Annotated in this window: 17 protein-coding genes; all 17 read left to right on the plus strand. The window is 38.9% G+C overall.

The features are described from left to right. Positions 1-6: 6 nt before the first annotated feature. The 17 genes from Q0E20_RS03390 (at position 7) to secF (ending at position 14620) form a co-directional block, all read left to right on the plus strand. Positions 7-579 carry a hypothetical protein gene (locus Q0E20_RS03390; RefSeq protein ID WP_295996306.1) on the plus strand — a complete coding sequence of 191 codons (573 nt, stop codon included), beginning with the start codon at positions 7-9 and terminating at the stop codon, positions 577-579. A 14-nt stretch (positions 580-593) separates the two neighbouring features. Continuing rightward, a complete protein-coding gene (locus Q0E20_RS03395; protein WP_295996309.1) occupies positions 594-1901 on the plus strand; it encodes a glutathionylspermidine synthase family protein in 1308 nt (435 codons plus the stop codon). A 98-nt stretch (positions 1902-1999) separates the two neighbouring features. Then, positions 2000-3070 (plus strand): hypothetical protein, encoded by a 1071-nt coding sequence (locus Q0E20_RS03400; protein WP_295996314.1) that lies wholly within the window; start codon positions 2000-2002, stop codon positions 3068-3070. A 10-nt stretch (positions 3071-3080) separates the two neighbouring features. Next, positions 3081-3512 (plus strand): DUF350 domain-containing protein, encoded by a 432-nt coding sequence (locus Q0E20_RS03405; RefSeq protein WP_295996317.1) that lies wholly within the window; start codon positions 3081-3083, stop codon positions 3510-3512. 11 nt (positions 3513-3523) lie between these two features. Continuing rightward, on the plus strand, positions 3524-4084 hold the full coding sequence (locus Q0E20_RS03410) for a hypothetical protein (RefSeq protein WP_295996320.1): 561 nt from the start codon (positions 3524-3526) through the stop codon (positions 4082-4084). A gap of 62 nt (positions 4085-4146) precedes the next feature. Continuing rightward, positions 4147-4719: an RNA methyltransferase gene (locus tag Q0E20_RS03415; protein ID WP_295996323.1), complete on the plus strand. Its 573-nt coding sequence runs from the start codon at positions 4147-4149 to the stop codon at positions 4717-4719. 9 nt (positions 4720-4728) lie between these two features. Then, the gene (locus Q0E20_RS03420; protein WP_295996325.1) at positions 4729-5466 is read left to right on the plus strand and encodes a YebC/PmpR family DNA-binding transcriptional regulator; all 738 of its coding nucleotides are present in this window, start codon (positions 4729-4731) and stop codon (positions 5464-5466) included. A 185-nt stretch (positions 5467-5651) separates the two neighbouring features. Next, positions 5652-6149: a crossover junction endodeoxyribonuclease RuvC gene (gene ruvC, locus Q0E20_RS03425; protein ID WP_227041781.1), complete on the plus strand. Its 498-nt coding sequence runs from the start codon at positions 5652-5654 to the stop codon at positions 6147-6149. Beyond that, positions 6146-6754 (plus strand): Holliday junction branch migration protein RuvA, encoded by a 609-nt coding sequence (gene ruvA, locus Q0E20_RS03430; protein WP_205097287.1) that lies wholly within the window; start codon positions 6146-6148, stop codon positions 6752-6754. The genes ruvC and ruvA overlap by 4 nt, the downstream gene beginning before the upstream one ends. 2 nt (positions 6755-6756) lie before the next feature. Further along, positions 6757-7749 (plus strand): Holliday junction branch migration DNA helicase RuvB, encoded by a 993-nt coding sequence (gene ruvB, locus Q0E20_RS03435; protein ID WP_205097286.1) that lies wholly within the window; start codon positions 6757-6759, stop codon positions 7747-7749. A 13-nt stretch (positions 7750-7762) separates the two neighbouring features. Continuing rightward, entirely contained in the window at positions 7763-9328 is a 1566-nt protein-coding gene (locus Q0E20_RS03440; protein WP_295996334.1) for a SpoIID/LytB domain-containing protein, read from the plus strand. Positions 9329-9336: 8 nt separating this feature from the next. Then, positions 9337-10362 carry a tRNA preQ1(34) S-adenosylmethionine ribosyltransferase-isomerase QueA gene (gene queA, locus Q0E20_RS03445; RefSeq protein ID WP_295996336.1) on the plus strand — a complete coding sequence of 342 codons (1026 nt, stop codon included), beginning with the start codon at positions 9337-9339 and terminating at the stop codon, positions 10360-10362. 8 nt (positions 10363-10370) lie between these two features. Further along, a complete protein-coding gene (gene tgt, locus Q0E20_RS03450; RefSeq protein WP_295996339.1) occupies positions 10371-11486 on the plus strand; it encodes a tRNA guanosine(34) transglycosylase Tgt in 1116 nt (371 codons plus the stop codon). 100 nt (positions 11487-11586) lie between these two features. Then, on the plus strand, positions 11587-11877 hold the full coding sequence (yajC, locus tag Q0E20_RS03455) for a preprotein translocase subunit YajC (protein ID WP_295996340.1): 291 nt from the start codon (positions 11587-11589) through the stop codon (positions 11875-11877). Continuing rightward, a complete protein-coding gene (locus Q0E20_RS03460) occupies positions 11877-12443 on the plus strand; it encodes a 5-formyltetrahydrofolate cyclo-ligase (RefSeq protein WP_295996343.1) in 567 nt (188 codons plus the stop codon). Before yajC ends, Q0E20_RS03460 begins: the two co-directional genes overlap by 1 nt. 15 nt (positions 12444-12458) lie before the next feature. After that, the gene (gene secD / locus Q0E20_RS03465) at positions 12459-13733 is read left to right on the plus strand and encodes a protein translocase subunit SecD (RefSeq protein ID WP_295996347.1); all 1275 of its coding nucleotides are present in this window, start codon (positions 12459-12461) and stop codon (positions 13731-13733) included. Then, the gene (gene secF / locus Q0E20_RS03470) at positions 13730-14620 is read left to right on the plus strand and encodes a protein translocase subunit SecF (protein WP_295260449.1); all 891 of its coding nucleotides are present in this window, start codon (positions 13730-13732) and stop codon (positions 14618-14620) included. Before secD ends, secF begins: the two co-directional genes overlap by 4 nt. Positions 14621-14773 lie beyond the last annotated feature (153 nt).

The raw sequence follows: 14773 nt of genomic DNA on the forward strand, positions 1-14773 counted from the left end.
TATTATATGTATGAACCAAGTAAGAATACTGTTTACATAGCCATAGCCTTTACATCTATAGCAGCTCTAGTAGGCGTTTGTTCGTATTGGGATGATATTAGTTATGCTTTGTGTGATGTGGTCAAACCAGAATTAAATAATGGTGAAGTGCGGCTCATTGATGATGAAGGTAAAAGCTATACCTTGATTAATCACGGTGATGGAAAAGAAACTGCGCTCTATGATGATGCAGAAAAATCTGTTACCTTTCATCGTGATGAGAAAGGCAATATTATATGGGATGCAGGCTTAGCCAGTTTGATTCCAACTTTGGCGGTAGGTTACTATGCGTTCCATGGCTTTTCAGCTCCAACGGCATATATGGATGCACCCAGTATGACCTATCGTGCTACATCGTCACTTACACCTTTTGATGCAAATACAGACGCTAGTAAATCTAATAGTGCAAGAGTAGCTAGAACTATTAATGAAATGACTAGAAATCGTTACAATACTAAAACGAGTAATCGAGCACATAGAATTGGTGAAAAGTATGGCTTTGGTAGTGTAGGGGCTCGAACTTCGAGCGGTGCCTCTTAATGAAAGGATGAACAATGAAATCCTATATTGATGAGCTTGATAGAAACATATTTAATTTTGTGGAATATGAAGGATATGATGATCGGTATCCTTCCTTGTCTATGCAGGCTTTTTCATCCGACTTTTACGATGAAATTCGTCATGTTTCACGTAGATTATTTCAAATATTTTGTAAAGCTGCAAAAGTATTTCAAATGGCACCAGATGACTTTGCTCGAAATATGGATATGCCAGACAATTTAATTCCTTACTTACATAAGTCGAATGCCTTAGGTTTACCGACGTGGTTATCTCGCTTTGATTTTGTTCTCGATGTAAATGGCAATTTGCGTATGGTAGAACTTAATGCAGATACGCCATGTTTTCTTATTGAAAGTTATTATGCCAATGAAGTGGCAGCTAATTATGTAGGACGAAAGCATCCTAATAAAGCCTGTCGTGAAGAGTTGCGTATATTTTTAAAACGTATGTACCATGCCGTGTTATCTTCTAAGTATGGTAGAGATGTATATGAGTCTATGAGAATAAATGGAGGTTGCCCATCTAAGGATCCTTTTGTATTCTCTTGTTTTCATGATTATTTTGAAGACTATGGTACAACACAATTCCTTATGAAGGAATTAAAAACAGCCTGTCCTGAGGCAGACACGCGATTCATATCCTTTTATGATATGAAGATTGATGATGAGGGTATTCCTTTAGAAGATGGTAGTCATGCGACTCTATTATATCGATTGCATCCCATGGAACTTTTGATTGATGAACAAACACCTGATAATGAACCTTTGGGTGAGATGTTCTTAGATTTGTACGAGGATGATACATTCGCACTTTTTAATCCGCCAGAGTCCATTATTCTACAAAATAAATCCTTTATGTCCTTAGTATATGCATTGTATTTAACAGATCAATTTTTTACAAAACCAGATCGAGATATCATCGAGCGTTATTTGGCACCATCCTATTTTGAAAATGATTTTTCCGCTCTTGATGATGGACTTTATATTCAAAAGGAGATTTGGGGCCGTGAAGGAAGGCATGTACAAGTTGTTCAAAAGCGTGGTGATACATCTGGACTTTATATGGAAAAGCTAGTTGATAACTATGACGATATCGTTTGTCGCGACAGTAAAAAGGTGATGTATCAAGACTTTATACAGCAGAAATGTTTTACTCATACAGTGGATTGTGGAGTGAAAGATGGATTTTTAACGGTATCCTGTTTTATGCTTGGTGATCAAGCTTCTGCGGTAGGATGTCGTTTTTCTCCGGAAGAGATAGCTGGTACAGAAGCATACTTTGTACCATTACTAATAGAGTAAGGGAAATACTATGGAATTTTTGAACATATAGAGTATGGTTAAACGAAGGATAATAGGTGTACTTTGTAGTGGTTATGTCTACTTTAGAGAGGATGCGTATGGAGTTTAATTGTTATGATGTCTTAGAGGTTCATGGCAACCGTTATGTAATCACTGAGAAAATTAAATACATAGAGATTATTCCAAAAGCAGATAAGGAACAATCCTATAGGGGCCAGCCGTCTATGACAAAATCACCAGGTGATTATTGGCATGAATATGGGCTTAAAGCAGTTGAGGGAATTGATAAAATATGGTTAACCATTGAGTATAATGATAATGAATGGTGTACCATATCTAGAACATCCTATCATACACGGCCAGGAAAAGACTTTACATTACATCAAATCGGCCTAGAAAAGGTTGTTGATGTGGATGGTAAAAGTGATGCCTCAGTAGGGGATCGTGCTGGGTATAGAGAATATCAACTGCCTTGTGAAAATGGTGCTAGCGTATTTTTTGAAGAAGAGTGGTTTGAAGGCAAAACATTGTTTGCTGAAGGGTCACGAGTGCCTTTGGTGAATATTCGTTTGTGTAATGATGCAGCTGCTCAAGCTATTAAGCAAAAGATGCGTAATAAATCTATGAAAAAGAGATTTGAATCTGTTGCTATCGCTGTAGGGTGTGCAGTACTATTCTTGTTATTCTTGCTTGGGTCGGACGACGACTTGTCTTGGCATAGTATACGCGCTATGTTTGGACTGCCTTATACGGCAAAAGAACATATGCATGACACATCTGTGTATTATACAAAAACGGATTCGGATAGCGAATATGTATACACGTCTACACTAGATCCTGTTAGTACCGCATTGGACTTGATTGATTCTGTGAATGGTGATATTAACAATGAGCGGGATAACTTAGAAGAGGGACATGAAGTTATTGTCTTTTATTCAGGGGACTCGGTGTATATCATCATTAATGCGGATGGACAAACTAAGGTTAAGATATGTGAACAATCAAAATTGACACAAGAAGATTGGAAAATTATCGACCGTACATTAATTAGCTCACATATACTTGATTCTTATGCGACTATGGTACGTCTAGGGGATAATAGTGGACGCGAACGATTGTATCCTACTGCAGGTTCTGGTAACACATCCAATACAAAATTATATTATTAGGAGGCTTATTATGATTTATATACCAGATGTATTATTGACAATTTTTTATGCTTGCTTTGGCATTATATTAATGTTGACAGCGAATACAGTTATCGATTTCTTCGTGCCTGGTAAATTTAGTGACGAAATTAAGCGTGGTAATTGTGCTGTGGCTTGGCTTTCAGCAGGGTCATTTATCGGTATCGGTGAAATTTTGCGTGCTGTTATTATGTCACCAGCCGTGACTACGGCTGATACGTCCCTGTTACATGGCATTGTAGCCAGTGTTGTATACGCTGTGCTAGGTATTATACTATTTGTAACGGGCTATATGTTTATCAATATTTGGCATCGTAAATATAAATTATCCGAAGAAATTATGCGTGGTAATACAGCGGCTGGTATTCTCGTATTTGGCATATTCGTAGGTCTTGCTCTTGTTATTAGCGGTGCTGTGCACTAAGGGAGCGTTTTATGTATAAGCCAAGTAAGAAAACTATATACCTTACAGGTGCTTTCGCCGCAGTTGCTGGTCTTGTAGGTGTGTATTCCTACTGGAACGATATCTCTTATGCTGTGTGTGATAAGGTTTATCCAGAGGCAAATGAAGGGGAGGTTCGATTAAAGGATAGTCAAGGTAATCGGTATTCTCTTTTAAACCATGGCGATGGAAAAGAAACCGCCTTGTATGATGATAATCGTTCAGTCACTTTTCACCGTGATAATGGTGGAAACTTAGTGTGGGATGCAGGTTTGGCAAGTTTGTTACCAAGTATTGCAGCGGGATATTATATATTTCATGGTTTTAATCCGCCTACAGCACGCATGGATGGACGAACCATGACATATCGCGTGGCATCGCCATTGAAACCTTATGAGCAACCCACTGAATATTCATCATCAGGATCAACTATGCATGGCTATGGGGGTGGAAGGAGCTTTCGTAGTTACGAGAATAATAGAAGTAAGAAAGCATCATCTATAGGACAGAAAGCTGGATTTGGTAGTGCTGGTGCACGGTCTAGTGCTTCGTAATAGATACGATGGTTTGACACGTATGGTAATGAAAGTTAGTTTAAAATTTAGGAGACATAGTATTGGCAAATTTATATATTGGGCTCGTTCATTATCCGATTATGAATAAACATAAAGAGGTAATAACGACGGCTATTACTAATTATGATATTCACGATATTGCGCGCGCATCTATTACTTATGATATATCTAAATATTTTGTGATTCATAACATTCCAGCTCAACGAGAATTAACAGCTACCATTATGGAGCACTGGAAATCTGGTTTTGGTAGTACTTATAATCCAGATAGAAAAGATGCTTTCACGGGCGTTGAACTTGTTAATTCTATTGCTGTTGCTGTACGTACTATTGAGGAGTTAGAAGGGGTGAAACCTATCGTAGCAACTACCGATGCTCGGACCTATGATAATACAATTTCCTATGCACGGATGCGTGAACATCTTGAAAATGAGGGGTGCCCTGTGTTAGTATTATTTGGTACCGGTTATGGTATGACAAAAGAAACGATGGAAAGCTTTGACTATATTTTAGAACCTATATATGGCCATGGTGAATACAATCATTTATCTGTGCGTAGTGCCGTTTCAATCATCTTAGATCGATTACGGGGTGAAGCATGGTGGAATAAATAGGAGGCGTCTATGTCAGGACATTCAAAATGGGCAAATATTAAACATAAAAAAGGTAAAACTGATGCATTGAAGGCTAAATTAGCTACGAAAATTGGTCGTGAGATTACTGTAGCCGCACGTATGGGAGGTGCAGATCCAACAGGTAATATGCGTTTGAAATTGGCTTTGCAAAAAGCTCGTGAAAACAATATTCCTAAGGATAATATTCAACGTGCTATCGACAAGGGCGTTGGCGCTACCGATATGAACGCGTACGAAGAAATCGTATATGAAGGTTATGGTCCTGCAGGCGTTGCCGTTACTGTAGAGGTTATGACGGATAATCGTAATCGCGCGGCTGCTGATGTGCGTCATGCCTTTTCAAAACAGGGTGGCAACCTTGGTGAAAGCGGTTGTGTAGGTTGGATGTTTAAATCTAAAGGCGTATTCGTTATCGATAAAGAAGGTCATGATGAAGATGAATTGACATTGTTAGCTCTTGATGCGGGCGCTGAAGACCTCAAATCTGAAGATGATGTGTTTGAAATCTATACAACACCAGAAGATTTTGATGCGGTAGAACAAGCCTTGGCTGATGCGGGGATAGAAACTGAAGTAGCGAAAATTACTATGATTCCAGATACGACAATCGAATTATCTGGTGATGATGCTGTAAAAATGCAAAAAATGCTCGATGTTTTGGATGATCTTGATGATGTACAAAACGTATATCACAATGGTATTTTGCCAGACGACGAAGAAGAATAATAAGAACAGGGAGTGCTCTTGGAGCACTCCTCATTTTTTGTGCTTATCTAGTTTTACCCTGTAAAAAGGTTAGAAAAATATCGTAAGTTCATGAATTTCGATGTTCCGATATGCTATAATAAAATAGATTATAATATTACGAGGTAAGCGTTGGCTTATCTCATTTTTAGACTGAAGGGGATGGAGTGCGGATTATAGGGATTGACCCTGGTACGGCAATTTGTGGATATGGCATTATTGACGTACAGGGTAGTAAACTAACGCCTGTAGCTTATGGGGCTATTACAACCCCAAAGGAATTAACAGATGCACAGCGTTTAGAAATCTTATTTAATGATTTAAGCGATATTTTAGAGGAATATAAGCCGGATAAGTTTGGTATAGAGGAACTCTTTTTTAATCGTAATGTAACGACGGCGATTAAGGTAGGTCAAGCTCGTGGGGTTATATTGCTGGCCGCAGAGCAACAGAGGATACCTATATATGAATATACGCCATTACAAATTAAACAGGCTGTTACCGGTTATGGTAAGGCCGATAAAAATCAGGTTATTTACATGACCATGAATATTTTGGGGATTCGTGAGAAAATTAAGCCCGATGATACGGCGGATGCATTAGCAGTCGCCATTTGTACGGCGCATAGTTCTCACCAAGATAGATTGATGAGGTTAATTAAATGATTGGGTATGTACGAGGCATTGTAACACATCTATTCAAGGAATCTTGTTATGTAGATGTACATGGTGTAGGGTACCGTGTGTATGTGCCAACCACTACACGACAACAATTAATAGAGGGGCAAGAGGCCACATTGTTTACCTATCTCAATGTTCGGGAAGATGCGATGCAACTATACGGATTCTGGACAGAGGATGAGTACGAACTTTTTATTCTGCTCATTTCTGTTTCTGGTATTGGGCCAAAGGTCGGCCTAGGCATATTGTCCGGCATGACGCCAGAGGCGTTTAAATTGGCTGTTATTAATGGTCAGGTACAACAATTAACAAAATTACCGGGCATAGGGAAAAAGTCGGCAGAGCGTCTTGTCCTAGAATTAAAAGATAAGTTAGCGAAGATGACTCAGATTAGTGTTGAAACACCTGCAGCCATCCAACCAATTGGTGTTACTCATAGCGGACCGAGCGGGGAGGCGATTGAGGCACTGGTATCATTAGGATATGCGCAAAAAGATGTGGAAGCACTAGTTGAATCCTTGAACGATGGTTCAAAAGATGTATCTGCATTGATAAAAGCTTGTTTAGTTGAACTTGGGAAAGGACGTTAGCCATGAACGAAGAAGTACGCCTCGTAGGCGGCGGTGATCGAGAAGAGGACGTGTGGCAATATAGTCTGCGACCTAAGTATTTTAATGAGTATATTGGCCAACGAGAGGCTAAGGATAATCTAAATATTTATATTCAAGCTACTAAACAGCGTGGTGAAGCCTTAGATCATGTTCTGTTATATGGTCCTCCGGGGCTAGGTAAGACTACATTAGCTGGCATTATTGCTAATGAGCTGGGTGTTAATTTTCGTATAACATCAGGTCCTGCTATAGAAAAAGCCGGAGATTTAGCTGCTATTTTAACGAATCTTGATGAACATGATGTTTTGTTTATCGATGAGATTCATCGACTTTCACGAAGTGTAGAAGAGGTATTGTACTCTGCTATGGAGGACTATGCCTTGGATATCATCATCGGCAAGGGACCAAGTGCGCGTTCCGTCCGCATTGATTTACCAAAGTTTACGTTGGTTGGTGCGACGACACGAGCTGGGGCATTGGCTGCGCCATTGCGTGATCGATTCGGTATCGTGAGTCGATTGGAATATTACAAACAAGAAGAATTAGAATTTATCGTAACTCGTGCAGCGGATATCTTAAATATCGGCATTGAGAAAGCTGGTGCTAGTGAGATTGCTCGACGCTCGAGAGGAACACCGCGTATTGCGAATCGATTATTAAAACGAGTTCGCGATTTTGCACAAGTTGTGGGGAATGGTGTTATCACTGCAGATATTGCAGATGAGGCATTGAAACGTTTACATGTGGATAAGATGGGACTTGACCGCATTGATAGACGAGTGTTGAAGTGTATTATTGAAAATTATGATGGTGGCCCTGTGGGGATAGAAACAATAGCGGCTGCCGTCAGTGAAGAGAGAGATACCATCGAAGATGTGTATGAACCATATTTGATGCAATTGGGATTTTTAGGTAGAACACCGCGGGGGCGTGTGGCTACTAAATTGGCTTATGATCATCTAGGTATTTCGTAAACAGGGAAATAAAATGAAAAAGAAACAATTACCATTAATGATTATGACAACATTATTGTTAGGAATTCATAGCTTTGGAACTGTTGAGGCAGCTCAGTCAGTAGGTAAATCGGGAGCAAAACCTGTTGTATCTAAATCAACAACAGGGGGTTATGGAAAAACATCTGTGAAAGCTGTGCGAGGAACAGTGGGTAAATCTACATTTAAACCGCTTGTTACAAAACCAGCGCCTAAGATGACAACATCTACAACTATGAAATCTAAGGTGATTACATCATCAAGTGTAAAACCTAAGGTTACGTCTGTTGTGCGTGATAAACCAAAGGTTGCGATTACTACTGCTGTAAAACCTAAGATTGCGACTTCCGCTGCGACGTCTCGTGCAACTGCTGCTGTGGTGACGAAGAATCAAGTTGATCAAGCACCAATGCGTGTACGTGTAGAAAATACACCGGATGTACGTGTTTTATTAGGAAGTCGTCGTCAAGATGCTTCTATAGCAGGTGCGAATGGTATAACGGTTCTCAATAGTAATAATGGTAAGGTTGGCAGTCATAAGATTGTTTCCGTTGGTGTTCGTGGCAATAAAATTTCTGTTAATGGCAAAGCTATTGACTCTATTGTTACATTAAAACCAACGAGTGGTGATATTTTTACCTTTGAGGGTAAATCTTATCGTGGAGTTCTTACGTTACGTGCTAATAATGGAGCTATGATGGTCATCAATGCAGTTCCATTAGAATCTTATTTATATGGTGTTGTTCCACAAGAAGCAATTCCTTCTTGGCCTGCTGCAGCTTTAGAAGCACAAGCTGTAGCGGCTCGTACGTATGCACTGCATACGATGGAACAAAATAAAAATCAGCCTTATGATGTGAGTACGTCTACAGATCATCAAGTATATGGTGGTGTAAGTGGTGAAACTCAGAGTACCACAGCTGCAGTTAATCATACAAAAGGCATTGTTATGTTGTATAATAATCGACCAATTAATGCTTTATTCCATTCTGATGGAGGAGGTTATACTGAAGATAGCGTTAATGTATGGGGAAGTGATATACCGTATTTAAAAGGTGTTAAGGATTATACTAATAGTAATTCTAGTGCATCTAATTGGACTGTGTCTACTAGTCGGAGTGCTTTAGAAGGAAAGTTAAATGCGGCTAGTAAGGGGGTTGGTCAGTTAAAAAGTATCCAATTAACACCTTTAGGCAACCCAGGTAAAGCCACATCTGATAGGGGCGTGTCTGGGCGTATTAAATCTGCAACCTTTGTGGGGACGGCTGGTAAAGTTACTGTCAGTGGTGATGATTTGCGAGGAATGTTAGGCTTAAAATCAACATTATTTGATTTTTATGTGAACCAGAATCCAACGAGTTCCATAGGTAAGTCGTATCATACTTTTACAGGTAAGAATGATACAGTGTACATTAAAGGTCATGGTTGGGGCCATGGCCTTGGTATGTCGCAGTGGGGGGCTGCCGAAATGGCAAAGAGAGCTGGTGCAGGAGATACTAATTATTATCAAACAATTTTAAGACATTATTATAGTGGTATTACATTGAAAAAAATGTATTAAGGATTAAAATGAAAGTTACAGATTTTGATTATGATTTACCAGAGGAGCTTATTGCTCAACATCCTGTAGAGCCTCGCGATACATCGCGCTTGCTTATATTGGATAAAATAACTGGTGAATATACACATAAAGCACATTTTTATGATTTACTAGATGAATTGCAAGAGGGAGACGTCCTTGTATTTAATAATACAAAGGTTATTCCGGCTCGATTATATGGCCAACGAGAGGGATCCGGTGGTAAGGTTGAGGTTTTACTACTTACACCATGTGGAGAAAATCGATGGGAGTGTTTAGTTAAACCTGGCAAGAAATGCCCGATAGGACAGGTTATCGTTTTTGATGACCGCTTACAAGCAACTGTTATAGATAAAACTGATTTTGGAGGGCGTATTGTTGAGTTCACATGTAATGGTGTATTTGATGATATTATTCAAGAAATTGGTGAAATGCCATTACCTCCTTATATTCATGAAAAACTTGAAGATAAGGACCGTTATCAAACTGTGTATGCAAAAGAAAAAGGGTCTGCTGCAGCACCAACAGCGGGACTACACTTTACACCGGAATTATTGGAGAATATTAAAGCTAAGGGTGTAGAGCTTGAGTTTGTTACACTTCATGTTGGGTTAGGTACGTTTAGACCTGTATCTGTAGAATCCATAGAAGACCATGATATGCATAGTGAATTTTATAGTGTATCTGAAGACACGGCACGTCGTATTAATGAAGCAAAAGCAAAGGGAAAACGAATTATTGCAGTAGGTACTACATCTATTCGTACTTTGGAATCTGCTTCTACGGATGATGGGGTATTACATGCGACTAGTGGATGGACAAAAATATTTATCTATCCAGGTTATCAATTTAAAATGGTAGATGCGTTAGTAACAAATTTCCATTTGCCACAATCTACACTTTTGATGCTTATTAGTGCGTTAGCAGGTCGTGAACATTGTTTAGCAGCTTATAAAGCGGCGGTAAAAGAACGGTATCGATTCTTTAGTTTTGGCGATGCTATGTTTATACGTTAGGAGTTTCTATGCCGAGTATTACATATGAATTACAGAAAACTTGTCCGCATACGGGTGCCCGTGCCGGTTTATTACATACGCCGCATGGCACGTATGAAACACCTATGTTTATGCCTGTTGGTACACAGGCGACAGTAAAAACGATGACGCCAGAAGAGCTAAAGGCAATCGGGTCGCAAGTGATTTTAAGTAATACCTATCATTTGTTCCTAAGACCTGGCCCTGAGCTCGTAGAAGAAGCTGGTGGCCTTCATAAATTTATGAATTGGGATCAAGCAATCCTTACGGATAGCGGTGGTTTCCAAGTATTCAGCTTAGGCGATATGCGTAAGATTACCGAAGAAGGGGTAACATTTAGATCGCATATAGATGGTTCTAAACAATTTCTTTCCCCAGAGGTAGCCACAAAAGTACAGGAACAACTTGGCTCTGATATTGCGATGGCTTTTGATGAATGTATTCCTTATCCAGCAGAACATGATTATGCAAAACGTTCTACGGCACGTACTACGCGTTGGGCTCATCGATGCCAAGAGGCACGTCATGCTCATAACAGACAAGGTATGTTTGGTATTGTACAAGGTGGCATGTATAAAGATTTGCGCAAACAAAGTGCAGCAGAATTAGTTGCGATGGACTTTGAAGGGTATAGTATTGGTGGCTTATCTGTTGGAGAACCACATGATCTGATGAACGAAATCCTCGAATATACAACACCTTTGTTGCCAACCAATAAAGCTCGTTATTTGATGGGCGTCGGTACAGCTGATTGTTTGGTAGAAGGTGTAGCCCGCGGCATTGATATGTTTGACTGCGTATATCCTACACGGGTTGCTAGAAATGGCATGGCCATGACATGGCATGGGAGACTGAATATTCGAAATGCTCAATATGCTCATGATTGGGGCCCTCTTGAAGAAGGTTGTCAATGCTATACGTGTAAAAATTATTCTCGTGCTTACTTACGGCATTTATATAAGGCTGAAGAAATCCTAGCATTGAGACTTGTTACATATCATAATTTATATTTTTTATTAGAGTTTATGCGTCAGATGCGTAAAGCTATTCTGAAGGATCGATTCCCTCAATTTAGAATGCAATTTTGGGATAATTTTAATAAATAATTAGGTATACCTGTAATAAATAATATAAAAAACTAGTCAAATTCATTTTGAATAGATATACTTATAAAGATAAGATGAATTTTAGTGAGGAGGATTACCGATGGGTGATATCGAACAAATTTTACAAACTAGTTGGCCGATTCTTTTGATGGTTGTAATTTTTTATTTCTTGTTGTGGCGTCCACAAAAGAAACAACAAAAAGAACGTGCTAGTCTTCTAGGTAGCTTGAAAAAAGGCCAAAAAATTGTAACCGTTGGTGGAATTTATGGCGAAATCATTGAACTTGATGATGAAAAAGTTAAGGTACAAGTAGCAGAAAAAGTAGAAATGACATTTGCTCGTACTGCTATTGCATCTGTAGTTTCTAAAAAAAATAAGGAAACTAAGTAATGTTAACAAAAGAAGCAGTGCGCCAGGCGTGCAAGTCTCAGCGCGCTGCTTTATCTATTGCAGATTGTGAATCTTGGGCACCTAAGTTGTGTCATGAGATTCTTCAATTACCTCAGTATAAACAGGCACAATCGATTATGGCTTATTTAGCGATGCATAAAGAAGCCAATTTGGATGATGTTATAGAACATGCTTTACAGGATGGTAAACGCGTTTATGTACCTGTTTGTATCGATAAGACTACGATGATTGCTGTACGACTTCATAATCTTCAAGATGTAGTCCATGGCGTTCTAAATATCCGTGTTCCAAAGGAGCCCTATGAAATCATAAACCCAAAAGATATTGATTTTGTGCTAGTGCCTGGTGCTGGATTTGATCGACACGGTGGTCGTATGGGAATGGGAAATGGTTATTATGATCGTTTTCTTAAGGCCCTTTCACCATTGAACTATATTGGTGTCGCATGGGAAGCGCAAATTATGAAAAATCCAATTCCAATGGAACGTTATGATCAACGTATGCCTGCTATTGTTACAGAGCAGGGGGTAATTCATGTTATTTAGAAGGGAGCAACGATTTTGAAAGGTAAGGCTATAGTTAAATTCTTAGTCGTTATTGCCGCTATTATTGGTTGTTTTGCGTATTTTATTGGACCATTAGCCGGTTCATTAAAGCAAGGCCTTGATTTACAAGGTGGTACGCATATTGTGCTAGAAGCAGAGGATACTGAGCATGGTACAGCTGATAATGATGCGGTAGAACGAGCAAAACAAATTCTCGAACGACGCATTAATGAAATGGGTCTGTCTGAGCCTATTGTACAACGGGAAGGGGCAAAACGTATTATCATTGAGTTACCAGGTGTCAAAGATCCTGATGAAGCAATTAAACGTATCGGTAAAACAGCGGTCCTTGAATTTAAAAATGAAAAAGGCGAAACTGTTATGACCGGTGATGACCTAAAAGATGCAAAAGAGGAAATGGGTCAAAATAAACAACCTTTAGTTGCTATCGAACTTAGTGATGAGGGGGCAAAGAAATTTGCTGATTTAACATCTAAAAATATTGGTCGTCATATTTCCATTACTCTCGATGGTGATGTATTAACCAACCCTGTAGTACAACAAGCTATTACTGGTGGTAAGGCTACTATTTCTGGTAGTAAGTCCTTAGATGAAGCAAAAGATTTAGCAATTTTATTGCGTTCTGGTGCATTACCTGTAAAAATTAATGTCCTTGAAGTTCGTACTGTAGGTCCTTCTTTGGGGCAAGATTCAAAGGATAAATCCGTAGTAGCATTTGGCGCTGGTATTGCCATGATTATGGTATTCTTACTTTTGCTCTATCGTTTATCCGGCTTTGTTGCCAATGTAGCATTGCTTGTGTATGTTATGTTATTACTTCTCGTGTTAGGTAAAGGTTTTAATGCAACTATGACCTTGCCGGGCATTGCGGGTATTATCTTGTCTATGGGTGTTGCGGTAGATGCGAACATCCTGATTTTCGAACGTTTTAAGGAAGAGGTTTTCTCTGGCAAATCCATGCGTGTTGCTATGGAGGCTGGTTTTAAACGGGCTCTTTCTACAATCACTGATGCGAACGTATCTGTTATTATCACAGCTGGTATCTTGACGGTCTTAGGCTCTGGTCCGGTAAGGGGGTTTGCTATCAGCTTGGGCGTAGGTGTTGTTGTAAGTATGTTTACAGCGATTACTGTCAGCCATTTCTTGCTTCGCCTATTAATTGATTGTAATTTTACTAATCATCCATTCTGGTTTGGTGCTAATATTTCACCAAGTAAAAGCTCTGATGATTTTGCACCAAAATCTTTGAAAGGAGGTAAGCGCAAATGAGTTTCAACGTAATTAGACATCATCGTTGGTGGTTTGTGATTTCCTCCATTCTAGTAATCATTAGTTTGATTTCTATTTTTACAAAAGGCTTTAACTTTGGTATTGACTATACTGGTGGTACCATTGTAGAGGTTCAATTCACTAAACCTGTAGAGGTTAGCCAAGTTCGTGATGTATTAAAAACATTCGACCTTGAAAATGCACAAATTCAATTGTCTGGTGATACCGCCGAAACAGCAGGGGAAGATGTTATGATTCGAACTCGTAACTTGGAACCAAGTGAAAGTGCGGCTGTAGTAGCGAAATTAAATAGCGATATTGGTGAAAATACTGTAAAGCGTATAGAAACAGTTGGTGCTGTTATTGGATCAGAAGTAACACAACATGCATTATTAAATCTTGTCATTGCTTTTGCTGTATTGGCACTTTATATTTCATATCGATTTGAATATAGAATAGCTGTATCCGCATTGACTGCTATTTTTCATGATTTGATCATGGTATTAGGTGTATTTTCCTTCTTCCAATTAGAAATCGATGCATCTTTCTTGGCGGCCATCTTAACTGTAGTAGGTTATTCTATGAACGAATCTGTAGTTATCTTTGACCGTGTTCGTGAAAATGCTCATACTCATAAACGTACTGATACATTTGAAGATTTGGCGAATGCCTCTATTGCGCAAAGTATTCATCGTAGTATCTATACTTTAGCAACTGTAATGTTTGCTTGTGTATCTCTATTTGTATTCGGTGGGGATACAACGAAAAACTTTGCTTTATGTATGATTATTGGTTTTGCTAGTGGTGCATACTCATCTATTTGCGTAGCTACGTCTTTATGGGTTCTTTGGAAAAATAGAAATAAAAACGACATTCGTAATCAATAATTAATTATAAATATATGAATAAAACCTCAATTACTAGTTAATGTGATTGAGGTTTTATTTATTATCAAAAAAGTATGTTATTAAAAATATAAAAATACTGCATTCTGATTAAAATCTTAAAGTGTACAATAAGTGTAAATGAGTTAATAATGA

The sequence above is a fragment of the uncultured Veillonella sp. genome (assembly GCF_934230905.1).
GTDB lineage: Bacteria > Bacillota > Negativicutes > Veillonellales > Veillonellaceae > Veillonella.

Excerpts from the sequence above, each read along its gene's own strand:
- Q0E20_RS03390 (WP_295996306.1), top strand. The coding sequence starts at position 7 with ATGTATGAACCAAGTAAGAATACTGTTTACATAGCCATAGCCTTTACA.
- Q0E20_RS03395 (WP_295996309.1), top strand. The coding sequence starts at position 594 with ATGAAATCCTATATTGATGAGCTTGATAGAAACATATTTAATTTTGTG.
- Q0E20_RS03400 (WP_295996314.1), top strand. The coding sequence starts at position 2,000 with ATGGAGTTTAATTGTTATGATGTCTTAGAGGTTCATGGCAACCGTTAT.
- Q0E20_RS03405 (WP_295996317.1), top strand. The coding sequence starts at position 3,081 with ATGATTTATATACCAGATGTATTATTGACAATTTTTTATGCTTGCTTT.
- Q0E20_RS03410 (WP_295996320.1), top strand. The coding sequence starts at position 3,524 with ATGTATAAGCCAAGTAAGAAAACTATATACCTTACAGGTGCTTTCGCC.
- Q0E20_RS03420 (WP_295996325.1), top strand. The coding sequence starts at position 4,729 with ATGTCAGGACATTCAAAATGGGCAAATATTAAACATAAAAAAGGTAAA.
- ruvA (WP_205097287.1), top strand. The coding sequence starts at position 6,146 with ATGATTGGGTATGTACGAGGCATTGTAACACATCTATTCAAGGAATCT.
- ruvB (WP_205097286.1), top strand. The coding sequence starts at position 6,757 with ATGAACGAAGAAGTACGCCTCGTAGGCGGCGGTGATCGAGAAGAGGAC.
- Q0E20_RS03440 (WP_295996334.1), top strand. The coding sequence starts at position 7,763 with ATGAAAAAGAAACAATTACCATTAATGATTATGACAACATTATTGTTA.
- queA (WP_295996336.1), top strand. The coding sequence starts at position 9,337 with ATGAAAGTTACAGATTTTGATTATGATTTACCAGAGGAGCTTATTGCT.
- tgt (WP_295996339.1), top strand. The coding sequence starts at position 10,371 with ATGCCGAGTATTACATATGAATTACAGAAAACTTGTCCGCATACGGGT.
- yajC (WP_295996340.1), top strand. The coding sequence starts at position 11,587 with ATGGGTGATATCGAACAAATTTTACAAACTAGTTGGCCGATTCTTTTG.
- Q0E20_RS03460 (WP_295996343.1), top strand. The coding sequence starts at position 11,877 with ATGTTAACAAAAGAAGCAGTGCGCCAGGCGTGCAAGTCTCAGCGCGCT.
- secF (WP_295260449.1), top strand. The coding sequence starts at position 13,730 with ATGAGTTTCAACGTAATTAGACATCATCGTTGGTGGTTTGTGATTTCC.